Genomic DNA, 24,200 nt, shown 5'->3' on the forward strand with positions numbered 1-24,200 from the left:
GTGCCCTTGCGGACAGGTCGGGTCCGCGATTCGCACGTTCGGTACCCGTGTCGAACGGGAAGGCCACAAGGATGTACGAGGCGCGTGGTGAGTGGACGGCATCCGTCGCGAGGATCGTGGAGCGACGCCGGGAGCCGGTGGTCGTCCAGACGCTTCGCTCGACGGCCGCCGCCACGATCGCGTACGTGGTGGCCATCCACCTCAGTCCCGAGCCCGCGCCGCTGACCGCGCCCCTGACCGCGCTGCTGGTCGTCCAGGTCACGCTGTACTCGACGATCACCACCGCGATCCGCCGGGTGAACTCGGTGGTGGTGGGCGTCGTCATCGCCATCGGCTTCAGCAGCCTGGTGGGTCTCACCTGGTGGAGTCTGGGGCTGATCATCCTCGCCTCGCTGGCGGTGGGCCATCTGGTCCGGGTGAGCGAGTTCGTGCCCGAGGTGGCGATCAGCGCCATGCTGGTCCTCGGTGTCACCCGGGTGGGCAGCACCGCGTGGGCCCGGGTCCTGGAGACGCTGATCGGCGCGGTCGTGGGTCTCGCCTGCAATCTCGTGCTCGCCCCGCCCGTGTGGGTCGACATGGCCGGGGAGCAGATCGAGGACCTGGCACGCCGGATGCGGCAGCTGATGCTGCGGGTCGGCGAGGGGGCCGCCGCGCACACGCCCTTCCACGTCGCGGCCGAGCGGCTGCACGAGGCCCGCCGGCTCGACAACGACATCGCCGGGGTGGACGCGGCCCTGCGGCAGGCCGAGGACAGTCTGAAGCTCAACCCGCGGGTGCGCGAGGGACTGATGCACCGGGTCGTGCTGCGCACCGGCCTGGACACCCTGGAGATCTGCACCGTGGTCCTGCGGGTGCTTGCGCGCAGCCTCACCGACCTGGCCAAGGAGCGGGAACCCAGCCCGCTGTTCGAACCACAGGCCGGGGCCGTCCTCCAGGAGCTGCTGTCCGAGGTCGCGGACGCGATCGTCAGCTTCGCGGTGCTGGTGACCACCGACGTCACCCGCAACGCCGTGTCCGCCGAGGAGCGTCTCAGCGCGGAGCTCGCCACCGCGGCCGCCACCCGCGACAAACTGGCCCAGCTGTTCCTGGAGGAGGTCCGGCGCGACCCGAGCCAGTGGCAGCTGCACGGCTCCGTCCTGGCCGAGACCACCCGCATCATCGACGAGCTCGACACCGAGCACCGTACGCGGCGGCTGTTCGAGGAGCTGGACCGCTGCACCCGTGAGCAGCGCGAGCGCCGGCCGCGCCTCACCCGGCTGCGGAACCGGCTGCGGCGGCCGCGCCGGAACCGTTCCGCCGCCTCGCGTGGACAGCGGTGACGGATCGGCCCTCCCGGTCCGCCGGGGCGTTGCGCCGGACGCAACGCGGGTTGCCGTTGTTGCACGTCGGGGGTGCCGCACGCCAAGGTGGCCGTCACAGCCGAGGCGACCGACAACCGCGAGGTGCAGACATGAGCAGTGGCGCACGGCCGGCGCGCGGTACGGGCGGCGGCTGGAGCCGACGCCGTTTCGTCGGTGTGCTGGCGGGGGCCGCCGCGATCACGACGGTCCCGGCACCGGCCGCGCCCCGGCCGGACGAGCCCGCCGCGAGGGCGCCGCTCCCGAGGACGCCGCCGGCCGGTCCCCCGGCGTCGGCCTCCACGCCGGCTCCCGCGTCCCCGGCCCCGTCCCCGGACGCGGGTCCGCGTCCACTGTTCCTGGGCACGTACACCTCGGGCGACGGCGCCGGCAGGGGGATCGGTGTCGCCACGTACGACACGGCGACCGGAACGGTCACCGGCGCTGGTGTGGTGACGGGCGTGGACGATCCGTCGTTCCTCGCGGTGCATCCGGACGGCCGGACGCTGTACGCGGTCGACGAGCGGGCCCGGGGCGCGGTGACCGCCGTCCGGCTGCCGGGGAACGAGGTGCTCGGCAGCCGGTCCACCGGTGGTTCGGGGCCCTGTCATGTGTCCGTGCATCCGAGCGGACGCTGGCTGCTGAGCGCGAACTACGGCTCGGGGAGCGTCGCGGTGCATCCTCTCGACGCGTCCGGCGCTCCCGGTGAGCGCACCGCTCTGGTGACGCACTCGTCCCCGGCCCCTGGTCCCGGCCAACAGGGGCCGCACGCGCACCAGTTCGTCACCACTCCGGACGGCGGGCATCTGCTCGCCGTCGACCTGGGCACCGACACGGTGTACACCTACCGCCTGGACGAGACCAGGGGGACGCTCACCGAGGTCTCCCGGGCGCGGACGAGGCCGGGCGCGGGTCCCCGTCACCTCACGTTCCACCCGGGCGGCCGGTACGCGTATCTGGCCAACGAGACGGACAACTCGGTGACGGTCTGCGGCTACGACCCCGCGACCGGCCGGCTCACCGTGGGCGAGCCGCAGTCCACCGGCACGGGAGGCGGGACGAGTTACCCGGCCGAGATCCTGGTGACCTCGAACGGCTCGTACGCGTTCCTCGCCAACCGGGGCGACAACAGCCTGACGCGGTACGCGATCGAGGCGGACGGCGCCCGGCTGCGGCTCCTGGACACGGTGCCGGTGGGCGGGGACTTCCCCCGCCACATCGCGTTCTCCCCGGACGGACGGCTGCTGTTCGCGGCCAACCAGCGGTCGGGCACGGTCACGGTCTTCGAGGTCGACCGGGACAGCGGTGAACTCCGGCGCACGGGCCAGCCGTTCGCCTCACCCGTCGCGGTCTGTGCGCTGCCGCTCTGACATCCTCCCGGCCCTGACCGTCTCGGCGGGTCGCTGCTTCATCGCGCGGTGATCGCGCCTGCCGGAGCCGGTGTCCTGCTGATCGTCTCGGATCGAGGAGGTTCGGTACGAGCACCCCGCCGCGGCCGATGCCGCCGTCATCGGCGTCGCGCACCCCACGCTCGGCGGGGCCTTGGTTCCCGCGAGATCGTAGGCTCTGTGCATGGTGGGTATGGAACCGCGCGGGACAGTGAAGGGACCGGGGCGACCGAGGGAGGAGCGGGCCACCGGGGCCGTCCTCAACGCGGTCGTCGACCTGGTCACCGAGCAGGGGATCGGGGCGGTGACGATGGATGCCGTTGCGGCACGGGCCGGGGTGAGCAAGCCCACCATCTACCGGCGATGGCCCACCAAACAGGACCTCATCATCGCTGCTGCGGAGACCCGCATCGGCGCCCTGTCAGTGCCTGATCTGGGCAGCTTCCGTGCCGAGCTGCACTTCGTGCTCACCGCTCGCCTGGAGGCCTACCGGCTGCCGGGGTCGGACCGGCTGATCGCGGGCCTGATCGGAGCGGCGGCCGAGACGGGCGCGATTCGGGGTCAGTACGCGGAGTACACCGAACGGATCACCAGCGAGACGAGGCGCATCCTCGAGCGCGGGATCGCCCGCGGCGACGTGCGGCCCGGCACCGACGTGCGGGCCGCGGCCACCTTGGTGGCGGCACCGCTGCTGTTCCGGCTGATCGGCGAGCAGGAGATGCCCGACTCCAGCTTCGTGGACGCCCTGGTGGACCTTGTGGCGCGCGCCGTCGGTTCGGCGTCCTGACCGGGTCGACCACGCCGGACCCTCTCGTTCTGCATCGGTGCTGTCAAGCCCTTGCCAGACCATGCCCGAATAACGATACTCCCAGGAACGAAATGCCGATCGTCGCCTCGGAGCGCCCATGGACAGCGTCGTCACCGCCCCCGCCCCCGCCCTCGACAAGCCCTTGATGCACTACGGAAAGCGCGTGCTGGAGCGCACCGCGCCGGACTGGACCCAGGTCGAGTACCAGCACCTGGGCATCCGTCCCCTCACCCCGCACATCGGTGCCGAGATCGACGGCGTCGATCTGTCCCGGCCGATCGGTGAGGACCTCGCCCAGGAGCTCGAGCAGGCCCTGCTGGAGTGGAAGGTGATCTTCTTCCGTGACCAGCACGCCTTCGACCCGCAGTCCCAGCTCGCACTCTCCGGCCTGTGGGGCAAGCCGGAGGTGAACCCCTTCTTCCCCAAGGGAGACATCGCCGGCGTCTCCCGTCTGGCCAAGGACGCCATGGCCATCGGCACCGAGAACATCTGGCACAGCGACCACTCCTTCATGGCCGCGCCCGCCCTGGGCTCGATCCTGCGCGCCGTCGAGGTCCCGCCCGCGGGCGGCGACACCCAGTGGGCCGACATGGCTGCCGCGTACGACAACCTCTCGGCAAGGACGCGGGCCCGTATCGAGGGGCTCACCGCTGTGCACGACTGGGTGCCCAGCTGGGGGGCGATGATGACGGAGAGCCAGATCACCGCCTTCCGGGACGCCCTGCCGCCCGTCGAGCACCCGGTGGTCGTCCGCCACCCGCGCACCGGCCGCAAGTTGCTCTACGTCAACGAGCCCTTCACCACCCGGATCGTCGGCCTGTCCGACAGCGAGAGCCGTGACCTGCTCGACGAGCTCGTCCTGCAGGCCCGTATCCCCGAGTACCAGGTGCGCTTCCGCTGGCAGCCGGGCTCCGTCGCGATCTGGGACAACATCGCCACCCAGCATTACGCGATCAACGACTACTACCCGCAGCGCCGCGTCATGGAGCGCATCGCGATCGCAGGCGTCCCGCTCGCCTGAGCGGCGCCGGACCGTACACCCACGGGCGAGGGGCCGCAGGGGTCCCTCGCCCGCCCTCCCCGTCCCGCCCGTCTCTCGCGGAGCTCTTGTGACCGACACCGACGTCGTACCGGCCGTGCCCGCCGATCCTGCGAAGACCGCGAGCGATCCGCGACTCCGCGCATGGGTCGTCACCGCTCTGCTCGTGGCCCTCATGATGATCAACTTCGCGGACAAGTCCGTGCTGGGCCTCGCGGCCGACCCGATCCGCAAGGACCTCGGCCTGTCCGCGTCCGCCTTCGGGCTCGCCAGCAGCGCTTTCTTCCTGCTGTTCTCGATCTGCGGCGCCGCGGTGGGACTGCTCGCCGACCGCACACGGCCCAAGTGGCTTCTGCTGACGATGGCCCTCCTGTGGTCCGTCTCCCAGGCGCCACTGGCCCTGGGCGGAGGGCTCGCGGTGCTCATCGCCTCACGTGTCCTTCTCGGCGCCGCCGAGGGGCCCGCCTTCCCCGTGGCCCAGCAGACCGCCCTGTCCTGGTTCCCCAACCACCGGCGCAACCTGCCCGGGGCACTCATCGTCCTGGGAATCACCCTGGGAGTCCTCGTCGCCGCTCCCGTACTGACCTGGGTGATCCACCACCACGGATGGCGCTCGGCCGTCGCCGTGGTGGCGGTCGCCGGCACGGTGTGGGCTCTGCTGTGGATCCCCTTCGGCGGGGAGGGACGGTACGGGACCGACTCGCCCGCCCTTGCCGAGGGCGCCGGAACCGCGACCGGCCCGGCATCCCGCAGGACGCCGTACCGCCGGATCCTCGCGACCCGTACCTGGATCGGTGCCACGATCGCCTACTTCGGCACCTACTGGGTCATCGCCTTCGCGCTGGTCTGGCTCCCGTCCTACCTCCATGACGGTCTGGGCTACTCCTCGGCCACCTCCGCCCGACTGCTGATGCTGGTGTGGGGCATGAGCGGCATCGTGGTGCTCGGACAGGCGGGCCTGACCGGATGGCTGCTGCGCCGCGGGAGCGCGAGCCGGTGGGCCCGCGGCAGGGTCGGCGGCATCCTCATGCTCGTCGGCGCGGCGGCATGCCTGGCCCTGCCGTGGGCCCGGGCCGGTGCCGTGACCGTCGTGCTCCTCGTCACCGGGGTCACACTCTCCGGAGCGATGGGCAGCGTCGCCGCCACGACCGTCGTGGAACTGGTGCCGGCCGACCGCCGCGGCGGCTCACTCGGCATCATGAACGCCGTGGTGACCACCGCCGGTCTGATCGCCCCGACGCTGATCGGGCACCTCGTGGACACGCACGGAACCGGGGGCTACCGGTACGCCGTCATGATCACCGGTGCTCTGCTCCTGCTGGGCGGCAGCGCCGCCGTCACGTTGATCGACCCGGACCGCGACGCGCGCCTGCTCCCGGCCTGACGACGCGACACCGCCGTGCCCCCCGGGCGCGGTCCGCCGCCCCTCGCACAGAGCACGGCACCGCCCGCCCGCCCTCAATCCACCTTCCACGAGGCATGACGTGAACCCCAGCGCCCTCGACACCTCTTCCCTCGACCAGACCGTCGCCGAACTGCGCATCGGCGCCGTGTCCTGGTCCGCCACCCCGCTCACCGAACGCATCGCCCTGCTGGAGCGCCTGCTCCCCCGCCTGACCTCCGGCGCCGCCGACCTGGCCGCCGCCGGCGCCCGCGCCAAGGGCTACGACCCTGACTCCCCATGGGCCGCCGAGGACTGGATCGGCGGGCCGTGGGCCCTGGTCCAGAACGCCGCGGCATATCTGCACGTACTCCGGCGCATCGCCGCGGGAAAGGACCCGGTCGACGCCAAGGCCGTGCGAACCCGCGACGGCCGTACCCACGTCGACGTCTTCCCCGCCACCGGCTGGGACACGCTGCTGCTCAACGGTTTCACGGCTCAGGTGTGGCTTCGGCCCGGCATCACCCGGGAGCAGGCACGCAGCCGCGCCGCCGGGGAGTACCGGGGCCGGCCGGGCCGTCCCGCGGTGGCCCTGGTGCTCGGTGCCGGGAACGTCGCCGCCATCACCGCGCTCGACATCCTGCACAAGCTCTATGTCGAGGGCCAGGTCGTCGTCGCGAAGATGAACCCGGTCAACGCCTATCTCCGCCCGCACTTCGAGCACGCCTTCGCCGAGTACGTCGAGCGGGGCTGGGTGCGCTTCATCGACGGAGGTGCGGCCGAGGGCGGATACCTCGCCACGCACGAGGGCGTCGACGCCATCCACGTCACCGGCAGCGACCGCACCCACGACGCCATCGTGTGGGGCACCGACGAGCAGGCGGGCGAGCGCCGCCGCGACGACATGCCGCTGATCGGCAAGCCGTTCACCAGCGAGCTGGGCGGCGTCAGCCCCTGCATCGTGACCCCCGGCCCCTGGAGCGCGGCGGACTTCCGCTTCCAGGCCGAGCACATCGTCACCAGCAAGATGAACAACTCCGGCCACAACTGCATCGCCAGCCAGATCCTGGTCCTGCCCCGGGAGTGGGACGGCACCGAGCGACTGCTGGACGAGATCCGGCGAGTGCTGCGCGCACTGCCGCCGCGCACCGACTACTACCCGGGCGCCGAGCGGCGCCTGGGCGCTGTGCTGGCGGCCCATCCGAAGGCCGAGACCCACGGCGACGGCTGCCGGCTCCTGGTCCCGGACATCACCGACCACGACGACGTCCTGATCACCGGAGAAGTCTTCGGCAGCGCCCTCGGCGTCGTACGACTGCCCGGCGACACCCCGGCCGAATTCCTCGGCCACGCCGTCGAATTCGCCAACGAGACCCTCCCCGGAACCCTCGGCGCCACCCTGATCGTCCACCCAGGGACGGAGAGGACCGACCGGGCAGCGGTCGACAAGGCCGTCGCCGGACTGCGGTACGGCACCCTGGGTGTCAACTGCTGGTCGGCGGTCGGCTTCCTCCTCGGCTTCACCCCCTGGGGCGCGTTCCCCGGCCACACCCGCCAGGACATCGGCAGCGGCATCGGCTTCGTGCACAACGCCTTCATGCTCGAGGACATCGAGAAGACCGTGCTGCGCGCGCCCTTCACGCCCGCCCCGCGCGGTCTGGTCACGGGCGACCCGTCCCTGTCCCCCCGCCCGCCGTACTTCGTCACCAACCGGACGGCGCTGGCCACAGTGGAACGCGTCACCCGCTTCACCGCCGCGCCGGGCCTCCTGAAACTGCCCGCCATCCTCGCCTCCGCGCTGCGCGGCTGACCCCATTCCGCCATGGGGCGAATCACCCCCGGCCCGAACGCCGGGGCTCTCTCGGCTACAAGAGGTGGGGGCGGTGGCAGGAAGCGCGGTTCGCCTGGGTGAGCAGGACGTGCATGCGCTCGGTCAGTTCGGAGACGTCGTCGGCGGGCGCGTGGAACGGCAGGCGTACGTCGCCGATGCCACGGGCCCGTTCGATGCGCAGGGTGAGTCCGTGGCGGTCGACGGCGAGCGGCTGGACGCGCACCGCGCCGTGGAGACTGTCCGGTTCGACGAGGCGGGTGAGCCGTTCGACGGCGTCCGGGTGGGCGTCGGCGAGATGGGTCAGCAGGTGGGCCTCGGCGAGGGCGAGCGGATCGGGCCGGGCGTCGGCCAGTTCGTCCAGGTCGACGACCACGGTTCCACCGGGCCGGCGCAGCACCGCGCGGGTGGTGCGGAACGCGAGCCGCCCGTCCTCGGGGACGAACCAGCCGGCGAGCCAGAGCCGGGCTCGGATCCGGTTCCGTACGGGAACGGGCGCGACGTCGGCGAACTCCAGGACGGCGGACGGCTCTCCGCGCGGCGAACAGATGGCGGCGGCCCGCAGCGCGCTGTCCTCCGGCACCTCCAGGAGCACCCGGCCGCCCTCGGTGACGGAGTGCGAGCCGACGAACTCCTCCCGGCCGCCCTCCGCGCTCACGGCGCAGGACCAGGCCGCGGCGAGCACCGAGCGGGCGTGTTCCGCCGCGCCGGGCGCGGCCGTCCAGGTGTGACGGTCACCCATCGACTTCCTCCCTAGGTAAGGCTTGCCTAACCTATCGAAGATCGGGCCGTACGCCAACCACGCCTCGCCCGGAGGAGGGGTTCAGACGGCGATCGCGCCGAGCAGCGCCCGCGCGCACAGGTCCCGCACCTGGTCCCTGGTGAGGTCCGCGCCCCGGAGCCACTCCAGGCACACCGCCGTGGTGAAGGCGAGCCACCCGCGCACGGCGACCCGGAGTTCGGGCCGGTCCTCGGCGGACTCGCCGAGCTCGGGATCCGCGGCCAGGGCCTGGAGGATCTGCCGCTCCTGCGCGGCCAGCGCCTGCTGGTAGACCCTGCGCACGGCCTGGTCGCCGGCCGCGTCGGCGCGGTGGAAGGCCCGGAACCCGTGCGCGTGCTCCTGCACGTACCCGAGGAAGACGTCCAGGCCCGCGCCCAGTTGCTCCCGCACCGGGACACCGGGCACCGCCGCGGTCATCCGCAGCATCCGCCCGCTCTCCCGCTCGACCACGGCGGCGAAGAAGTCCCGCTTGGTCGGGAAGTAGTGGTACAGCAGCCCGCGCGAGACGCCGGCGATCTCGGCGACCTGCTCGATCCAGACGTCGTCGTACGGGCTCTCGGAGAACAGGCGGGCGCCGACCGACAGCAACTGCTCCCGGCGCTCGGCGGAACCGAGCCGGCGGCGTGCGCGCTCCCCCTGCTTCCCCGTCATGCCCGCACCTTACTTGACGCGGGTTCAGCGACGGGACCAGACTGAAGCCGCTATTGAACTCGCGTACAACAGGCTCAACACGCCCGGACCACAAGGGAGATGGCGTCATGGCGGACACGGCACAGGGGGCTCCGCCCAAGGGGTTCCGCAGCGCGGAACTGGGCTGGCCCGAGCTGCACCGCATCCCCCACCCGCCGCGCCGCGTCCCGCTGGTCGGCGACGTGCTGGGCGCCGACGTCCGCTCCCCGCTCCAGGATTCGATGCGGTTCGGCCGGCAACTGGGTCCGATCTTCCGTCGCCGGGCCTTCCGCAACGAGATCGTCTTCGTCTGGGGCGCGGACCTCGCCGCCGAACTGGCCGACGAGTCGCGGTTCGCCAAGCACGTGGGCCTGGGGGTCGCCAACCTCCGCCCGGTCGCCGGGGACGGACTGTTCACCGCCTACAACCACGAGCCCAACTGGCAGTTGGCGCACGACGTCCTGGCCCCCGGGTTCAGCCGTGAGGCCATGGAGGGCTACCACCCGATGATGCTGGCCGTGACCGAGCGGCTGACGGACCACTGGGACCGCGAACAGGCCGCGGGCCGCGCGGTGGACGTGCCGGGCGACATGACGAAGCTGACGCTGGAGACCATCGCCAGGACCGGCTTCGGCCATGACTTCGCGTCCTTCGAACGCTCCCGGCCGCACCCCTTCGTGGACGCGATGGTGGGCACGCTGACCTACGCGCAACGCCTCAACGTCGTCCCGGTCCCGCTGGCGCCGTTCCTGCTGCGGGGCGCATCCCGGCGCAACGCGGCGGACATGGCGTACCTCAACCGCACGGTCGACGCCGTGGTGGCCTCCCGCCGTGCGGGGGGCGGCGGTGGCGGCGACCTGCTCGACCGGATGCTGGAGACGGCCCACCCCGCCACCGGGGAGCGGCTGACCCCGGAGAACATCCGCCGCCAGGTCATCACCTTCCTGATCGCCGGCCACGAGACCACCTCGGGCGCCCTGTCCTTCGCCCTGCACTACCTCGCCCGGCACCCGCAGGCCGCCGCCCGCGCGCGGGCCGAGGTCGACCGGGTCTGGGGCGGCACGGAGCGGCCGGGCTACGAGCAGGTCGCCCGGCTCCGGTACGTACGGCGGGTCCTGGACGAGTCGCTGCGGCTGTGGCCGACGGCACCGGCGTTCGCGCGCGAGGCCCGCCACGACACCGTGCTCGGCGGTGTCCACCCGATGCGGCAGGGAGCGTGGGCGCTGGTGCTGACCGCGATGCTGCACCGCGACCCGGGGGTGTGGGGCGCCGACGCGGAGGAGTTCGACCCGGACCGTTTCGACGCAAAGGCCGTACGGGCCCGTCCCGCGCACACCTTCAAGCCGTTCGGCACCGGGGCGCGCGCCTGCATCGGCCGCCAGTTCGCGCTGCACGAGGCGACCCTGGTCCTCGGCCTGCTGCTGCGCCGCTACGACCTGCGGCCCGACCCCGGCTACCGGCTGCGGGTGGCCGAGCGGCTGACGCTGATGCCGGAGGGGCTGCGCCTGCACCTCGAACGGCGCCCGCCCGTGTCCGCGGGGCGGCGGGCGACGCCGGCCGGCGCGGCCGGGTGAGCCGCCCCTCCCGGCCCGGAGCCTCCGAACTCCGGGCACCGGGAGGCCGGCTCAGCCCCGGGCGGTCCAGTGGCCGGGGCGGGTGACCGTCTGAGGGAGGCAGGTGCCGGCACCGCCGCGGGCCGCGTCGAGCTGCGGCTGGGTGAGGAAGAGCGCTCCGGTCAGATCGGCGTCGGTGAGGTCGGTGTCCCGGAGGTCGGCGCCGAGCAGATCGGCCCCCCGCAGATCGGCGCCGCTCAGATCGGCCGCGATGAGCAGGGCACCGCGCAGACTCGCGCCGCGCAGATCGGCGCCCTTGAGACGCGCGCCCATCAGATCGGCGCCGCGCCGGTCCTTCCCCCGGCCCCCGGCTCCGGCCCGGACCAGTTCACTGACCCGCAGCAGCAGTTCGCCGGTCTCCCGCCGGTGCGCGCCGACGTCCAGCGCGGCCAGTTCCCGCGGGGTCCCCCGGGTGAGCCGCTCGGTCCCGGCGATCAGGCGCCGCACGTCCGCGTGCACCGGACGGGCGGCCGGGAGCGTGAGTGCCTCGTTCAAGTACCGGAGCATCTCGTGGAGATGGCGTACGACGGGGAACACGTCGAACATCAGCCGGGCCCGCTCCTTCGGCCCCGAGCGCCAGTCCACCCCGCCGAAGGTCACCTGCGAGACGTGCTGGCCGGCGCCGAAGCAGTCGTAGACCGTGCAGCCCGTGAACCCCTCGTCCCGCAGCCTGGTGTGGATCCCGCACCGGGAGTCGCCGCGCAGGTTCGGGCAGGGTTCGCCCGCGCCCTTGTCGATCGCGAAGTCGGCCGAGCGGGAGAAGGGCAGGGCGACGCAGCACAGTCCGAAGCACCGGCCGCAGTCGGCGCGCAGTTCGTCACGGCGGTCCGGGGATGTGCTGACTTCTTCTGGCATGTCCTCAAGACTACCGACCTCGCAAGCGCCCTGAACTGGGCCGACGTGACGGCGGGCCCCCTCGCGCGGCGATCGGGGCCCGCGCTCCGGATGGTTCACGGCACACCGGGTATCGAATCCGCCATGGACGACACCGCGTTCCCCGGTCTCCCCGCCCCTCCCCCGCTGGGTGCGAGCGCCCTGCCGGACGGGACGTACGAGGGCTCGCTCGTGCTGGTCACCGGTGGCGGGACGGGGCTGGGGAAGGCGATCGCGGCGGAGTTCGCGCGGCTGGGCGCCGATCTGCTGATCGTCAGCCGACGTGAGCGCCGTCTCGCGCGTGCCCGGGCCGAGTTGGCGACGCTGGGCACCCGGGTCACATCCGCCGTGTGCGACATCCGGGACCCGGTGCGCGTCTCCGAGGTGTTCGACGCGAGCGCGCTGCCCGACGTGCTGGTCAACAACGCGGCCGCCAACTTCCCCGTCGCCACCGAGGACATGTCCCCTAACGCCTGGCAGGCGGTGGTCGACATCACCCTGACGGGAACCTTCCTGATGACCCGTGAGTTCGGGCGGCGGCACCTGGCGGCGGGCACACCGGGGTCGGTCATCGACGTCGGCGCGTCCTACGCCTGGACCGGCGGCCCGGGTTTCGCGCACAGCGCGGCGGCCAAGGCGGGCGTGGAGAGCCTGGTGCGGACCCTGGCCGTCGAATGGGGGCCGTACGGCATCCAGGTCAACGGCCTGGTGCCGGGACTGATGCCGCACGAGGACATGACGGACGCCATCCGCGGCAACCTGACCCGGGCCGCGGCACCCCGGACGGCGGACGACGGGAGCACCGGCGACGGCGGGAACGAGCGGGCCGGGGAGGGCGCGGGGCGCGGCGCGCTGGACCGGCGCCAGCCGGCCCTGCGCGTCGGCGCACCCCGTGAACTCGGCTGGGCCGCCACCTTCCTGGCCTCGCCCTACGCCCGTTTCATCACCGGTCACACCCTGGTGGTGGACGGCGCCAACTGGCAGCGCAGGGACCTGGTCGCCCCGCCGGTCACGCCGGTGCGGGACCAGCTGGGGCGCGGTCCCTTCACCGGCTGACCGTCACTCCCCCGGCCGCTCCCCGGCGAGATCGAGCCCGGCGAGCCGTACGGGGTCGGCGAGGATGTACATCGCGACGATCCTGCCGTCGACGACGGACACCCCCATGACGGACTGCGGCCGGCCGTCCACGATCGCGACGACCCCCGCCTCCCCGTTGACCCGCACGAGCCGCGAACTCGCCGCGAACCTGCGGAAGGCGAGCGCCTGCCGGGCCACCGCCTCGGCGCCGCGCACCAGCTTGGACACGGTCACGCCGCCGACCAGCGCGCCGGCGTCGGCGCGCAGCACGACGTCGGGATCGAGGACGGAGACGAGCGCCTCGAAGTCGCCCTCGCGCGAGGCCGCGAGGAAGGCGCCGAGGACCTCCCGCTGGCGGACGGCGTCCCGCTCGGGCTCGGGCGCGGCTCCCTTGACCCGGCGGCGGGCCCGGCTGGCGAGCTGACGGGTGGCGGCCGCGTTGCGGCCCACGACGGGCGCGATGTCGTCGAAGGGCACCGCGAACATGTCGTGCAGCACGAAGGCGAGCCGTTCGGCGGGTTCCAGGGTCTCCAGGACGACGAGGAGGGCGAGCCCGACCGAGTCGGCCAGCAGGACCTCCTGTTCGGGGTCGATCCGGTCCAGGGGGCTGACCACGGGGTCGGGGACGAAGGTGCCGGAGGGTTCCAGGGGGTCCTCGCGGCGCGCGGCCCGGGAGCGCAGCATGTCCAGGCACACCCGGCCGGTCACCGTGGTCAGCCAGCCGCCCAGGTTCTTGATCTCGCCGGCGTCGGTGCGGCCGAGCTTCAGCCAGGTCTCCTGGACGGCGTCGTCCGCCTCGCTCAGCGATCCGAGCATCCGGTAGGCCACGGCTCGCAGCCGGCCCCGGTGCTCCTCGAACTTCTTCGCGAGCAGCTCGCTGTCGGACATCGCTCCCCCTGTCTCGTCGTACGCGGCAGTGACCGATCAAAACACGTGGGTCACTTTCCGTCGAAGCGGGGCGCGCGGCGGGCACCCTTGGCCGCGTATCCCTCGGCCGCGTCCTCGGAGGTGAGGGTGAGGGCGGCGGACAGGGCGCTCCGGTCGAGTGCCGCGGTCACGGGCGCCTCGGCGTAGGCGTCGATGCCGTGCTTGACGGCCTGCACGGCGAGCGGCGCGTTCGCCGCGATCTCGGCCGCGACGGTCCGGGCGGTGGAGTCGAGTTCGGCCTCCTCCACGAGGAGTTGGACGAGGTGCAGCCGTTCGGCCGCGGGCGCGTCCAGCCGTCTCCCGGTCAGCGCGAGGTACTTCGCCCAGCCCGCGCCCGCCTCGCGGGCGATCCGCAGATCCCCTCCGGCGTCGACGGCGAGCCCCAACTGGGCCTCGGGCAGGGCGAACACGGCGTCGCGGGCGGCGACCCTGATGTCCGCCATCAGCGCCAGTTCGAAGCCGAAGCCGAGGCAGTAGCCCTGGACCGCCGCGACGACGGGCTGCGGCAGCCGGGCGAAGGCGGCGAAGCGCTCGTGGGCCCAGCGGATGCCCTCGTAGTAGGCGCGGGCACGCTCGGCGCCCGAGCGGCCGGTGATCGCTCCGCCCGGGGCGGTCACGTCGATCCCCGCGCAGAAGGCGCGCCCCTCGGCCCGCAGCAGCACCGCGCGGACCGAGGGGTCGAAGCGGATCCGGTCGGCGAACAGGCCGAGTTGGCGGGTCGACTCCCAGCTCCAGGCGTTGAGTTTCGCCGGCCGGCACAGGGTGAGGACGGCGACGCCGTCCTCGACGCCGAGGCTGAGCCGCTCCTCGCCCTCCGGGATGTCCGTGCGGGTGGTGTCGATCATCCGTGCCCCCTCAGGATTCTGACAGGCCGTCAGAAGTCTAGAGGGGTGCGGGGCGCGGAGCGCCGGGGAGGGCGAGGAGCGGGAGCGGGGGACGGCCGGCGGACGGATCAGACGTCGTCGCGGGTGAGCGCGAGCAGCCGGTCCAGTACGCGCGGGCCGCCGGCCCGTACCCCGTCGTGCTCGAACTCGTCGGTCACCCAGGTGCGCAGGCCCCGGATCGCGCGGGCGGTGCGCAGCGAGTGCTCGGCGTCGACGTACATGTCGTCGTGGTAGACCGCCGCCGCGACGGGCACCTCGTTCGCGGCGAGGCGGGCCGGGTCGTACAGCGGCGCCCAGTCGGTGCGGGCGGCCAGTTCCTCGGCGGTGTCGCGCAGCGGGCGCAGGGCCGGGTCGGTCTCGAACATCCAGGGGTGGACGGACTCGCCGGTGAAGAGCAGGGGCCCGTCGTCGGCGAGGGCCTTGGCGGCGTCGAACTGGGGGAACTCGGCCCGTACCCGCTCCGCGGACCAGGCGGTGGGGCGGCCGCCCTGGGCGTAGATGGCCTCGTGGACGAGCGCGTACAGCGGGTGGCCCGCGTACGACAGCAGCGCCTGGACCTCCTCCTGGAAGGCGTCGGAGAGGGCCGGGCCCTGCGGGGTGCGGACGAAGGCGTCCTCCAGCAGAAAGTGCAGACGGTGGCTGCCGTCGCTGCCGCCGAGCAGGATGCCGAGCGACTGGAAGGCCTCGGCGGTCAGGCGGTAGCCGCCGTTCAGCACCGGCTCGTGCTGGAGCAGGTACTCCGCGATCCGGCGGGCGCGCTCGACGTCCTGGGGGTAGCGGGCGTAGTGGGCGGCGACCTTGCGCTCGATGCGCGGGTAGGCGGCGCGGTAGACGTCGTCCGCGTGTCCGTCGAGGGAGGGCAGACCGCCGGTGACGACGGCGGCGCTCAGTCCCTCGGGGGCGCTGGAGAGGTAGCGCACGGTGCAGAAGCCGCCGAAGCTCTGGCCGAGCACCGTCCAGGGCGCTCCGCCGGTCAGCCCGGGCCGGATGGCCTCGCAGTCCCGGACGATGGAGTCGGCGCGGAAGAGGGCGAGGTAGTCGGCCTGCTCGCGGGGGCCGCCGCGCAGCGGGAGCGTCTGCCGGTTGGCGGGGGTGGAATGGCCGGTGCCGCGCTGGTCGAGCAGCAGGACGCGGTAGTCCTGCAGGGCCCGGTCGAGCCAGGCCTGACGGCCGACGAAACGATTCGCCCCGAAGCCGGGGCCGCCCTGGAGGTAGACCAGCCAGGGCAGTTTCTGGTGCGCCTTGTCGCTCGCGACGGCCTCACGGGCGAACAGCTCGATGGTCTCGCCCGCCGGACGGTCGTGGTCGAGGGGCACGGTGAAGCGGTGGTCGGTGAGGACGACACCGGGCTGGCGGTAGCTGACGGTCAACAGGTCTCCCGAGACGTACGGATTCCAGGCTGTCCCAGTTGAGCACATGTTGCCCGGACTCCGCGGCCCGGGGACCGGGAAGACCAACTGAACAGTGACTCAGCAGCCCGGTGACGGGCGGCTGAACCGCCGCTCAGCGCGCCGCCAGGCTGGAGTGGCGCACCACCAGCTCCGGCTGGAGCACGACCCGACGGTGCTCGTGCGGCGCGGGCGCGGTCTCGGCGTCGATCTCCTCCAGGAGCAGTTCGGCCGCGAGGGCACCCATCGTGACCGCGGGCTGGCGCACGGAGGTGAGCGGGACGACCGCCGCCGCCGCGAACTCGATGTCGTCGTAGCCGACGATCGCGAGGTCGCCCGGCACGTCGACACCCGCCGCGTACATGGCCTGGAGGACTCCGAGCGCGAGCAGGTCGTTGGCGCAGAAGACGGCGGTGGGCCGCTCGGCGAGGCCGAGGAGCCGGGCTCCCGCGTCGCGTCCGGCGGCCACGTCCAGGCGCTCGGTGGGCAGCTCGCGCAGCTGCTCAGGACCGAGGCCCGCCTCCCGCAGGGCGTTCAGCGCGCCCGTACGGCGGTCCCTCACCTGGCTGAGTCCGGGCGGTCCGCTGACGTACGCGATCGTGCGGTGCCCGGCGTCCACGAGGTGCCGCACGGCGAGCGCGCCGCCGGCCACGTCGTCGACCGAGACCGAGCACTCGGTGGTGCCCTCGGCGACCCGGTCGACCAGGACGAAGGGGATGCCGTGGCGGCGGAACGCCTCGATGTTGCGTCCACTCGCGTCCGACGGGGTCAGCAGCACCCCCCTTACCCGCTGCTCGGCGAAGAGCGACAGATAGTCGGCCTCCTCGCTCGGGGACTGCGCGCTGTTGCAGACCATCACCCCGAGTCCGGTCTCCCGCGCGGCCCGCTCGGCGCCGCGCGCGACGTCCACGAAGAACGGGTTGCCCATGTCGAGGACGAGAAGGCCCATGATCCGGCTGCGCCCGGCCCTGAGCTGGCGGGCCGACTCGCTGCGCACATAGCCGAGCCGGTCGATGGCGGACTGGACGCGTGCCCGGGTCTCGGAGGCCACGGAGTCCGGGCGGTTGATCACGTTCGAGACCGTGCCGACGGAGACTCCGGCGGCACGGGCGACGTCCTTGATACCCACCGACTGGGCCATCAGGCGGGAACCTCCAGAAGAACGAGAAGCGGCAGGCCGGCCCTCAGATTACCCGCGGGCGGGCCGGAAACAGTGGTCGTGCGGGCAGCCGGGGACCGCCGGCGGACAGGAGCGTCCGGTCGGTGTGCCCGGGGGTGCCGGGGGCACCCGGGGCCGGAGGAGCGGTCCCGCCGGACGTCTCCCCACGGCGCCGGGCAGGGTCCTTCGTCCTCGCGGCGCTCTCTCATGTACGGCTCCTCGGTCGGTCAGGGCGGCGGGTGGAGCGGTCAGGCGAGATGGAAGACCTCGGTGAGCGGCCGCATCGCCTCGTCGGGGCCGGCGCCGTCCAGTCCGGTGAAGAACGGCGCCATCTCCCGCTGCCAGCGGGCGTTGACGGCGGTCGCGTCCATCGCGGCCCGCGCGGCCGCGAAGTCCTCGGTCTCCAGATAGCCGACCAGCAGGCCGTCCTCGCGCAGGAACAGCGAGTAGTTGTGCCAGCCGGTGGCCGAGAGCGCGTCGAGCATCTCGGGCCACACGGCGGCGTGCCGCTCGCGGTACTCGTCGAGCCGGTCCGCGCGGACCTTCAGCAGGAAGCAGACACGTTGCATCAACGACCCTCCGGGGTCCGGGAGCCGGGCCGGCGCGACGCGGGGTGCGCCGGCCCGGCGCACCGTCAGAAGTCGAACTGGTCGATGTTCTTGGCGTCGAAGACGGTGGGCTTGCCGAGGCTGATCACACCGTCCTTGCCGATGGTGAACGAGCCCATGTCGCCGGCCTTGAAGGTCTCGCCCTCCTTGCCGGTGATCTGGCCCGAGGCGAGCGCGACGGCCGTGCGCGCGGCCAGCTCGCCGAGCTTGGCCGGGTCCCACAGCTCGAAGGCCTCGACGGTGCCGTTCTTCACGTACTTGCGCATGTCGTTGGGGGTACCGAGGCCGGTCAGCTTGACCTTGCCCTTGTACTTGGAGCCGGACAGGTACTGGGCGGCCGCCTTGATGCCGACGGTGGTCGGGGAGATGATCCCCTTCAGGTTCGGGTGCTCCTGGAGCAGACCCTGGGTCTGCTGGAAGGACTGCTGGGCCTCGTCGTTGCCGTAGGCGACCTTGACCAGCTTGACGTCCTTGTACTTGGGGTCCTTCAGCTCGTCCTTCATGTAGTCGATCCAGGTGTTCTGGTTCGTCGCGGTCTGCGCGGCGGACAGGATCGCGATCTCGCCCTTGTAGCCGATCTGTTCGGCGAGCAGTTGCACCTCGGTGCGGCCCAGGTCCTCGGCGCTCGCCTGGGAGACGAACGCGTTACGGCAGTCGGTCTTGGTGTCGGAGTCGTAGGTGACGACCTTGATCTTGTTCGTCATGGCCTGCTTGAGCGCGGTGCACAGGGCACCCGGGTCCTGCGCGGAGACCGCGATGGCGTCGACCTGCTGCTGAGTGAGGGTGTTGACGTAACTCACCTGGCCGCTGGTGTCGGTGGCGCTGTTGGTGCCGACCTCCTTGTACTTGGAGCCCAGTTCCGTCAGCGCCTTCTCGCCGCCCTTGTCCGAGGAGGTGAAGTACGGGTTGTTGACCGCCTTGGGAAGGAAGCCGACGGTGAGGCCCTTCTTGGTGGCCGCGCCGGGGTTCGCCGTGGCACCCGCGGCGGCGGATCCGCCCGAGTCCTTGACGTCGTTCTTGGTGGTGCCGCCGCAGGCGGTGACGGCCAGGGCGAGCGAGGTGACGGCGGCGAGCGCCGCGCAGGTACGGCGGATCGAGGTTCTGCGCATGGCTGAGGGTTCCTTTACGAGGGAGAGCGGACCGGGGTGACGAGTACGGGGCCGAGTCGGACGGGGTGACGAGTACGTGCCGAGTCGGGCGGGGTTACGGGGCCGGGGTCGGGCCGGCGGCTCTGCGGCCCGCCCTCGCCACGGAGATCTGGCGCCCGACCCGGGGGCCGAGCACGGAGACGACGAGCAGGACGCCGGTGACGACGATCTGCGACTGCGCGGAGACGTTGAGGAGGCTCATCACGTTCTGGAGCGAGCCGAGCAGGAAGACGCCCGCGACCGCGCCGCCGAGCGTGCCCCTGCCGCCGTCGAAGTCGATGCCGCCGAGCAGGACGGCGGCCACGACGGACAGTTCGAGCCCGGTGGCGTTGTCGTAGCGGGCGCTGGCGTAGTGCAGGGCCCAGAACACGCCGGTCAGGGAGGCCATGAAGCCGGTCGCGACGAACAGGATCAGCTTCTGCCGCCTGACCCGGATGCCGGCGAACCGGGCGGCCTCCTCGTTGGCGCCGATGGCGAACGCGGAGCGCCCGAACGGGGTGGCGTGCAGCACGACCACGGCGACGGCGAGCAGCACCAGGAAGAGCGGGAGTGCCTGGGGCACGAAGCTGCTTCCGATGCGTCCGGCCGCGAAGTCCTGGTACTGGGTGGGGAAGTCGGTGACGGCGTCGGAGCCGAGCACGATCTGGGCGATGCCCCGGTAGGCGGCGAGGGTGCCGATGGTGACGGCGAGGGACGGCAGTCCGAGCCGGGTCACCAGCAGGCCGTTGACGAGTCCGCACACCACGCCGAGGACGAGACAGAGCGGGATGATCGTCTCGATCGCCATGCCCTGGTTCCACAGCGCGCCCATGACCGATCCGGAGAGCCCGGCCGTCGAGGCGACGGACAGGTCGATCTCGCCGGCCACCACCAGCAGGGTCATGGGCAGGGCGATCAGGGCGATCGGCAGGGTGTTGCCGATCAGGAACGACAGGTTGAGGGAGTTGCCGAAGCCGTCCACGAAGGAGAAGGAGAAGAGCAGCAGGACGATGAGGAGGGCGCCGACGACCGTGTCCCAGCGGACGGCGCGCGCGAGAGCGGAGTCAGCCATGGCGGGCGTTCCTCTTCTTCAGTGCGGAGGCCACGCGCAGCGCGACGATCCGGTCGACCGCGATGGCGAGGATGAGCAGGACGCCGTTGATGGCGAGCACCCAGACGGAGCTGACGCCGAGGGCGGGCAGGACGCTGTTGACGGAGGTGAGCAGCAGGGCGCCGAGCGCGGCTCCGTAGACGCTGCCGGAGCCGCCGGTGAAGACGACGCCGCCGACCACGACCGCGCTGACGACGGTGAGTTCGTAGCCGTTGCCGGTGGCGGAGTCGACGTTGCCGAACCGGGCGAGATAGAGGGCGCCGGCGAGTCCGGCGAGTCCGCCGCAGACGACGTACGCGGTCAGGATGCGCTTGCGCACCGGGATGCCGGCCAGCCGCGCGGCCTCCGGGTTGGAGCCGAGCGCGTAGAGCTCGCGGCCGCTGCCGAAGTGTTTGAGGTAGTACGCGGCGACGACCAGGACGGCCAGGGCGATCAGCGCGAGATAGGGGACCGCCGAGAGGCCGCCGGAGCCGAAGTCGACGAAGCCGCCCGGGAGATCGGCCGCCGTGATCTGACGGGAGCCGACCCAGATGGAGTCGAGCCCGCGGATGATGTAGAGGGTGCCGAGGGTGACGACGAGCGCGGGTACCTGACCGAGGCTGACGAGCGCTCCGTTGACCAGTCCGCAGCCGATGCCGAGCAGCACCGCGAGCAGGACCGCGACGACGGGGTTGCCGCCGCCCTGGAGGTAGGTGCCGGCCGCGAAGGCGCTGATACCGAGGGTCGAGCCGACGGACAGGTCCACGTTGCGGGTGATGACGACGAGGGACTGACCGGTGGCGACCAGCACGAGGATGGTCGCGTTCAGGAGCAGGTCCTTGACGCCCTGCTCGGAAAGGAACTCGCTGTTGCCCAGCTGGGTGACGGCGATCATCACCAGGAAGACGGCCAGGATGGCGAGTTCGCGCATCTTGAAGACGCGGTCCACAAGCCGGGCGCCGCTGGACCTGGGCGCCTCGGTGGCGGGGGCGGGGGTGGGCGCGGTGACCGTCATGCGGCGGCCCTCCGGGCGGTGATCGGGGTCATGCGGGGAGCCCTCTCGGCGGCTGTCGTACGGGGGGCTCTCGCCACGGCTGTCGTACGGGCGGCCCTCTCGGCGGATGTCATGCGGCGGCCCTCCCGGTGGCGGCGGCCATCACGGATTCCTCGGTGGCCTCGGAGCGCGGGATCTCGGCGGTGAGCCGGCCCTCGTGCATCACGAGCACGCGGTCGGCCATGCCGAGGATCTCGGGAAGGTCGGAGGAGATCATCAGGACGGCCACCCCGTCGGCGGCCAACTCGCTGAGCAGTCGGTGCACTTCGGCCTTGGTGCCGACGTCGATGCCCCGGGTGGGCTCGTCGACGATCAGCACCTTGGGGCCGGTGGCCAGCCATTTGGCGAGGACGACCTTCTGCTGGTTGCCGCCGGAGAGCGTGGCGACGGTGTCGGCGATCCGGGCGTACTTCACCTGGAGCCTGACCGCCCAGTCGAGGGAGCGGCTGCGCTCGGCCCCGCGGTCCATCAGGCCCGCCCTGACCGTCGAACGCAGCCCGGTCAGGCCGATGTTGCGCTCGATGGACATGTCCATCACCAGGCCCTGGGCGCGCCGGTCCTCGGGGACGAGGCCGAGTCCGGCGGCCATGGCGACGGAGGGGGCGCCGTTCGTCAGCGGCCGCCCGTCGACCTCGACCCCGCCCGCGTCCCAGCGGTCCACGCCGAACACCGCCCGGGCGACCTCCGTACGGCCCGCGCCGACGAGCCCGGCGAGTCCGACGATCTCGCCGCGCCGGACCTCGAAGGAGACGTCGGTGAAGACACCCTCCCTGGTCAGCCGGCGGACGCTCAGGGCGACCTCGCCGGCCTCGACGTGCTGCTTGGGGTAGAGCTCGTCGAGGTCGCGGCCGACCATCCGGCGTACCAGGTCGTCCTCGGTCATTCCGTCCAGGAGCTCGCTGGAGACGAGGGCCCCGTCGCGCAGGGTCGTGACGCGCCCGCAGATCCGGAAGATCTCCTCCAGCCGGTGCGAGATGAACAGCACGGCGGAGCCCTGCTCGCGCAGGGTGCGGACCACGCCGAACAGCCGCGCCACCTCGCTGCCGGTGAGGGCGGCGGTCGGCTCGTCCATGATCAGGACGCGGGCGTCGAAGGAGAGCGCCTTGGCGATCTCCACGATCTGCTGGTCGGCGATGGACAGTCCGCGTGCCGGGCGCTCGGGGTCGAGCTCGACGCCGAGACGCTTCATGAGGGCCGCCGTCGCGGCGCGGGTGGCCCTGTGGTCGATGCGGCCGAGGGCCCGCCGGGGCTGACGGCCCATGAAGATGTTCTCGGCGATGGACAGGTCGGGGAAGAGGGTCGGTTCCTGGTAGATCACCGCGATGCCCGCGTCGCGGGCGTCGGCGGGACCGTGGAAGACGGTGGGTTCGCCGTCCAGCAGCACCTGCCCGGCGTCCGGTCGGTGCACGCCGGCGAGCGTCTTGATGAGGGTCGACTTGCCCGCGCCGTTCTCTCCGGCCAGCGCGTGCACCTCGCCGGGGAACAGTTCCAGGGACACGTCCCGCAGGGCGCGGACGGCGCCGAAGGACTTCGAGATGTCCTTGAGCGCCAGCACCGGGGCGTGTCCCGTGTCGGACGGGTGGGTCATGAGGGGCTCCTCGACGACGCCGACGGGGCGGCCACGGCGTCGTGAAAGGTTTCAATTGGATTGCCGGGACGTTAGGCATGCCACCCAGGGCACGTCAATGGGTTCGGTTCGAAATTTTTCGGCACCCGGCTGTCACAAGAGGGTCACGACAACAGCCGCCCGCCGGAGGGGTTGACAGCCCTTCGGGGGGCTCATAACTTCGCTGCTGAATCGTTTCAGGGCAGCCGGGCAATGAGGCTGTCGCATCCGAAGTCGTAGGAGTCCCGAAGTGACCGACCTCGCCGCGGTGAAGGCCGCGCTCAAGACCCAGGCCGTCGAGACGCCGTCGTGGGCGTACGGGAACTCGGGCACCCGGTTCAAGGTGTTCGCGCAACCGGGCGTGCCCAGGACCCCCCAGGAGAAACTGGACGACGCGGCCAAGGTGCACGAGTTCACCGGCGCGGCCCCGACCGTTGCGCTGCACATCCCCTGGGACAGGACCGACGACTACGCGGCGCTCGCCAAGCACGCCGAGGAGCGCGGACTGAAGCTGGGCGCGATCAACTCCAACACCTTCCAGGACGACGACTACCGGCTCGGTTCCGTCTGCCACCCGGACGCGGCCGTGCGCCGCAAGGCGGTCGGCCACCTCCTGGAGTGCGTCGACATCATGGACGCGACGGGTTCGAGGGACCTGAAGCTGTGGTTCGCCGACGGTACGAACTATCCGGGCCAGGACGACCTGCGCGCACGGCAGGACCGGCTCGCGGAGGCCCTGGCGCAGGTCTACGAACGGCTCGGCGACGGGCAGCGGATGCTGCTGGAGTACAAGTTCTTCGAGCCCGCCTTCTACGCCACCGACGTCCCCGACTGGGGCACCGCGTACGCGCACTGCCTCAAACTCGGGCCCAAGGCACAGGTCGTGGTCGACACCGGCCACCACGCGCCCGGCACCAACATCGAGTTCATCGTGGCCACGCTGCTGCGCGAGGGCAAGCTCGGCGCGTTCGACTTCAACTCCCGTTTCTACGCCGACGACGACCTGATGGTGGGCGCGGCGGACCCGTTCCAGCTGTTCCGGATCATGTATGAGGTGATCCGCGGCGGCGGTTTCACCCCGGACGTCGCCTTCATGCTCGACCAGTGCCACAACATCGAGGCGAAGATCCCGGCGATCATCCGGTCGGTGATGAACGTGCAGGAGGCCACGGCCAAGGCGCTCCTGGTGGACGGTGCCGCGCTCGCCGAGGCGCAGCGGGGCGGGGATGTGCTGGCCGCCAACGCGGTGGTCATGGACGCGTACAACACCGACGTGCGGCCGCTGCTCGCGGAGGTCCGTACCGAGCTGGGGCTCGACCCCGATCCGGTGGCCGCGTATCGGCGGTCCGGGTGGGGGGAGCGGATCGCCGCGGAGCGGGTGGGGGGTGAGCAGGCGGGGTGGGGGGCCTAGGCCCCCTTGCCCGGCTGGGTTTCCCGGGCCGGCCGGCCCGGCGGGTCGCGTCTGCCCCGATCGGTGGTTCGCCGGGGGCGCGGTTCGTCGGGGCTGGTCGCGCAGTTCCCCGCGCCCCTGACGGGGCGCTTCTCCTCCCCTCTTCTCTTCTC

22 protein-coding genes are annotated in these 24,200 nt (G+C 72.3%); 10 read left to right on the plus strand and 12 right to left on the minus strand.

Annotation, left to right across the window (positions count from 1 at the left end):
• The first annotated feature begins 71 nt into the window (after positions 1 to 71).
• The 7 genes from ACFWI4_RS04525 to ACFWI4_RS04555 all read left to right on the plus strand — a co-directional run bounded on the left by ACFWI4_RS04525 (position 72) and on the right by ACFWI4_RS04555 (position 7,763).
• Complete coding sequence (locus ACFWI4_RS04525; RefSeq protein WP_387190925.1) at positions 72 to 1,319, plus strand: aromatic acid exporter family protein; 1,248 nt, start codon at positions 72 to 74, stop codon at positions 1,317 to 1,319.
• Positions 1,320 to 1,450: 131 nt separating this feature from the next.
• A complete protein-coding gene (locus tag ACFWI4_RS04530) occupies positions 1,451 to 2,707 on the plus strand; it encodes a lactonase family protein (protein WP_387190927.1) in 1,257 nt (418 codons plus the stop codon).
• A 91-nt stretch (positions 2,708 to 2,798) separates the two neighbouring features.
• Positions 2,799 to 2,900 (plus strand): hypothetical protein, encoded by a 102-nt coding sequence (locus ACFWI4_RS04535; RefSeq protein ID WP_387191186.1) that lies wholly within the window; start codon positions 2,799 to 2,801, stop codon positions 2,898 to 2,900.
• Positions 2,901 to 2,909: 9 nt separating this feature from the next.
• A complete protein-coding gene (locus tag ACFWI4_RS04540) occupies positions 2,910 to 3,512 on the plus strand; it encodes a TetR/AcrR family transcriptional regulator (RefSeq protein ID WP_387190930.1) in 603 nt (200 codons plus the stop codon).
• Between the two features lie 118 nt (positions 3,513 to 3,630).
• Positions 3,631 to 4,554 carry a TauD/TfdA dioxygenase family protein gene (locus ACFWI4_RS04545; protein WP_387190932.1) on the plus strand — a complete coding sequence of 308 codons (924 nt, stop codon included), beginning with the start codon at positions 3,631 to 3,633 and terminating at the stop codon, positions 4,552 to 4,554.
• An 88-nt stretch (positions 4,555 to 4,642) separates the two neighbouring features.
• Positions 4,643 to 5,956, plus strand: a complete 1,314-nt coding sequence (locus tag ACFWI4_RS04550) for an MFS transporter (RefSeq protein WP_387190935.1) — start codon at positions 4,643 to 4,645, stop codon at positions 5,954 to 5,956.
• Positions 5,957 to 6,056: 100 nt separating this feature from the next.
• Complete coding sequence (locus tag ACFWI4_RS04555) at positions 6,057 to 7,763, plus strand: aldehyde dehydrogenase family protein (protein WP_387190937.1); 1,707 nt, start codon at positions 6,057 to 6,059, stop codon at positions 7,761 to 7,763.
• 55 nt (positions 7,764 to 7,818) lie between these two features.
• Here ACFWI4_RS04555 and ACFWI4_RS04560 read toward each other — a convergent pair whose 3' ends face one another.
• Together ACFWI4_RS04560 and ACFWI4_RS04565 are read right to left on the minus strand one after the other, a co-directional pair.
• On the minus strand, positions 7,819 to 8,523 hold the full coding sequence (locus tag ACFWI4_RS04560; RefSeq protein WP_387190940.1) for a DUF2470 domain-containing protein: 705 nt from the start codon (positions 8,521 to 8,523) through the stop codon (positions 7,819 to 7,821).
• Positions 8,524 to 8,604: 81 nt separating this feature from the next.
• Positions 8,605 to 9,213: a TetR/AcrR family transcriptional regulator gene (locus tag ACFWI4_RS04565; protein ID WP_385401060.1), complete on the minus strand. Its 609-nt coding sequence runs from the start codon at positions 9,211 to 9,213 to the stop codon at positions 8,605 to 8,607.
• A gap of 107 nt (positions 9,214 to 9,320) precedes the next feature.
• On the opposite strand from ACFWI4_RS04565, the gene ACFWI4_RS04570 reads away from it, so the two are divergent.
• Complete coding sequence (locus ACFWI4_RS04570) at positions 9,321 to 10,805, plus strand: cytochrome P450 (protein ID WP_387190944.1); 1,485 nt, start codon at positions 9,321 to 9,323, stop codon at positions 10,803 to 10,805.
• A gap of 51 nt (positions 10,806 to 10,856) precedes the next feature.
• Here ACFWI4_RS04570 and ACFWI4_RS04575 read toward each other — a convergent pair whose 3' ends face one another.
• The gene (locus tag ACFWI4_RS04575) at positions 10,857 to 11,699 is read right to left on the minus strand and encodes a pentapeptide repeat-containing protein (RefSeq protein WP_387190946.1); all 843 of its coding nucleotides are present in this window, start codon (positions 11,697 to 11,699) and stop codon (positions 10,857 to 10,859) included.
• Positions 11,700 to 11,822: 123 nt separating this feature from the next.
• Between ACFWI4_RS04575 and ACFWI4_RS04580 the strand changes: the two genes are divergently transcribed.
• Positions 11,823 to 12,773 (plus strand): SDR family oxidoreductase, encoded by a 951-nt coding sequence (locus ACFWI4_RS04580; protein WP_387190949.1) that lies wholly within the window; start codon positions 11,823 to 11,825, stop codon positions 12,771 to 12,773.
• A 3-nt stretch (positions 12,774 to 12,776) separates the two neighbouring features.
• On the opposite strand, the gene sigJ is transcribed toward ACFWI4_RS04580, so the two are convergent.
• From sigJ to ACFWI4_RS04625, 9 genes are all read right to left on the minus strand, one after another.
• Positions 12,777 to 13,682 (minus strand): RNA polymerase sigma factor SigJ, encoded by a 906-nt coding sequence (gene sigJ, locus ACFWI4_RS04585; RefSeq protein WP_387190951.1) that lies wholly within the window; start codon positions 13,680 to 13,682, stop codon positions 12,777 to 12,779.
• 50 nt (positions 13,683 to 13,732) lie between these two features.
• Positions 13,733 to 14,566, minus strand: a complete 834-nt coding sequence (locus tag ACFWI4_RS04590) for an enoyl-CoA hydratase/isomerase family protein (protein WP_387190953.1) — start codon at positions 14,564 to 14,566, stop codon at positions 13,733 to 13,735.
• 107 nt (positions 14,567 to 14,673) lie between these two features.
• The gene (locus tag ACFWI4_RS04595; protein ID WP_387190955.1) at positions 14,674 to 15,975 is read right to left on the minus strand and encodes an alpha/beta fold hydrolase; all 1,302 of its coding nucleotides are present in this window, start codon (positions 15,973 to 15,975) and stop codon (positions 14,674 to 14,676) included.
• 133 nt (positions 15,976 to 16,108) lie between these two features.
• The gene (locus tag ACFWI4_RS04600) at positions 16,109 to 17,134 is read right to left on the minus strand and encodes a LacI family DNA-binding transcriptional regulator (protein WP_385401040.1); all 1,026 of its coding nucleotides are present in this window, start codon (positions 17,132 to 17,134) and stop codon (positions 16,109 to 16,111) included.
• Between the two features lie 266 nt (positions 17,135 to 17,400).
• Complete coding sequence (locus ACFWI4_RS04605) at positions 17,401 to 17,721, minus strand: L-rhamnose mutarotase (RefSeq protein WP_385401038.1); 321 nt, start codon at positions 17,719 to 17,721, stop codon at positions 17,401 to 17,403.
• 65 nt (positions 17,722 to 17,786) lie between these two features.
• A complete protein-coding gene (rhaS, locus tag ACFWI4_RS04610; protein WP_387190957.1) occupies positions 17,787 to 18,869 on the minus strand; it encodes a rhamnose ABC transporter substrate-binding protein in 1,083 nt (360 codons plus the stop codon).
• Between the two features lie 94 nt (positions 18,870 to 18,963).
• A complete protein-coding gene (locus ACFWI4_RS04615; RefSeq protein WP_387190958.1) occupies positions 18,964 to 19,959 on the minus strand; it encodes an ABC transporter permease in 996 nt (331 codons plus the stop codon).
• Entirely contained in the window at positions 19,952 to 20,992 is a 1,041-nt protein-coding gene (locus tag ACFWI4_RS04620) for an ABC transporter permease (protein WP_387190959.1), read from the minus strand. The genes ACFWI4_RS04615 and ACFWI4_RS04620 overlap by 8 nt, the downstream gene beginning before the upstream one ends.
• Positions 20,993 to 21,101: 109 nt before the next feature.
• Positions 21,102 to 22,619: a sugar ABC transporter ATP-binding protein gene (locus ACFWI4_RS04625; RefSeq protein ID WP_387190961.1), complete on the minus strand. Its 1,518-nt coding sequence runs from the start codon at positions 22,617 to 22,619 to the stop codon at positions 21,102 to 21,104.
• 268 nt (positions 22,620 to 22,887) lie between these two features.
• On the opposite strand from ACFWI4_RS04625, the gene rhaI reads away from it, so the two are divergent.
• Complete coding sequence (gene rhaI, locus ACFWI4_RS04630) at positions 22,888 to 24,048, plus strand: L-rhamnose isomerase (protein WP_387190963.1); 1,161 nt, start codon at positions 22,888 to 22,890, stop codon at positions 24,046 to 24,048.
• Positions 24,049 to 24,200: the final 152 nt, after the last annotated feature.

The sequence above is a fragment of the Streptomyces sp. NPDC127038 genome (assembly GCF_042725875.1).
Lineage (GTDB): Bacteria > Actinomycetota > Actinomycetes > Streptomycetales > Streptomycetaceae > Streptomyces.

What these genes read in the sequence shown, in the direction of transcription:
- ACFWI4_RS04575 (WP_387190946.1), bottom strand. Translation starts at nt 11,699, where the DNA reads ATGCCAGAAGAAGTCAGCACATCCCCGGACCGCCGTGACGAACTGCGC.
- ACFWI4_RS04525 (WP_387190925.1), top strand. Translation starts at nt 72, where the DNA reads ATGTACGAGGCGCGTGGTGAGTGGACGGCATCCGTCGCGAGGATCGTG.
- ACFWI4_RS04565 (WP_385401060.1), bottom strand. Translation starts at nt 9,213, where the DNA reads ATGACGGGGAAGCAGGGGGAGCGCGCACGCCGCCGGCTCGGTTCCGCC.
- ACFWI4_RS04570 (WP_387190944.1), top strand. Translation starts at nt 9,321, where the DNA reads ATGGCGGACACGGCACAGGGGGCTCCGCCCAAGGGGTTCCGCAGCGCG.
- ACFWI4_RS04600 (WP_385401040.1), bottom strand. Translation starts at nt 17,134, where the DNA reads ATGGCCCAGTCGGTGGGTATCAAGGACGTCGCCCGTGCCGCCGGAGTC.
- ACFWI4_RS04580 (WP_387190949.1), top strand. Translation starts at nt 11,823, where the DNA reads ATGGACGACACCGCGTTCCCCGGTCTCCCCGCCCCTCCCCCGCTGGGT.
- ACFWI4_RS04540 (WP_387190930.1), top strand. Translation starts at nt 2,910, where the DNA reads ATGGTGGGTATGGAACCGCGCGGGACAGTGAAGGGACCGGGGCGACCG.
- ACFWI4_RS04590 (WP_387190953.1), bottom strand. Translation starts at nt 14,566, where the DNA reads ATGATCGACACCACCCGCACGGACATCCCGGAGGGCGAGGAGCGGCTC.
- ACFWI4_RS04615 (WP_387190958.1), bottom strand. Translation starts at nt 19,959, where the DNA reads ATGGCTGACTCCGCTCTCGCGCGCGCCGTCCGCTGGGACACGGTCGTC.
- ACFWI4_RS04530 (WP_387190927.1), top strand. Translation starts at nt 1,451, where the DNA reads ATGAGCAGTGGCGCACGGCCGGCGCGCGGTACGGGCGGCGGCTGGAGC.
- ACFWI4_RS04545 (WP_387190932.1), top strand. Translation starts at nt 3,631, where the DNA reads ATGGACAGCGTCGTCACCGCCCCCGCCCCCGCCCTCGACAAGCCCTTG.
- sigJ (WP_387190951.1), bottom strand. Translation starts at nt 13,682, where the DNA reads ATGTCCGACAGCGAGCTGCTCGCGAAGAAGTTCGAGGAGCACCGGGGC.
- ACFWI4_RS04620 (WP_387190959.1), bottom strand. Translation starts at nt 20,992, where the DNA reads ATGACGGTCACCGCGCCCACCCCCGCCCCCGCCACCGAGGCGCCCAGG.
- ACFWI4_RS04560 (WP_387190940.1), bottom strand. Translation starts at nt 8,523, where the DNA reads ATGGGTGACCGTCACACCTGGACGGCCGCGCCCGGCGCGGCGGAACAC.
- ACFWI4_RS04625 (WP_387190961.1), bottom strand. Translation starts at nt 22,619, where the DNA reads ATGACCCACCCGTCCGACACGGGACACGCCCCGGTGCTGGCGCTCAAG.
- rhaS (WP_387190957.1), bottom strand. Translation starts at nt 18,869, where the DNA reads ATGCGCAGAACCTCGATCCGCCGTACCTGCGCGGCGCTCGCCGCCGTC.
- ACFWI4_RS04605 (WP_385401038.1), bottom strand. Translation starts at nt 17,721, where the DNA reads ATGCAACGTGTCTGCTTCCTGCTGAAGGTCCGCGCGGACCGGCTCGAC.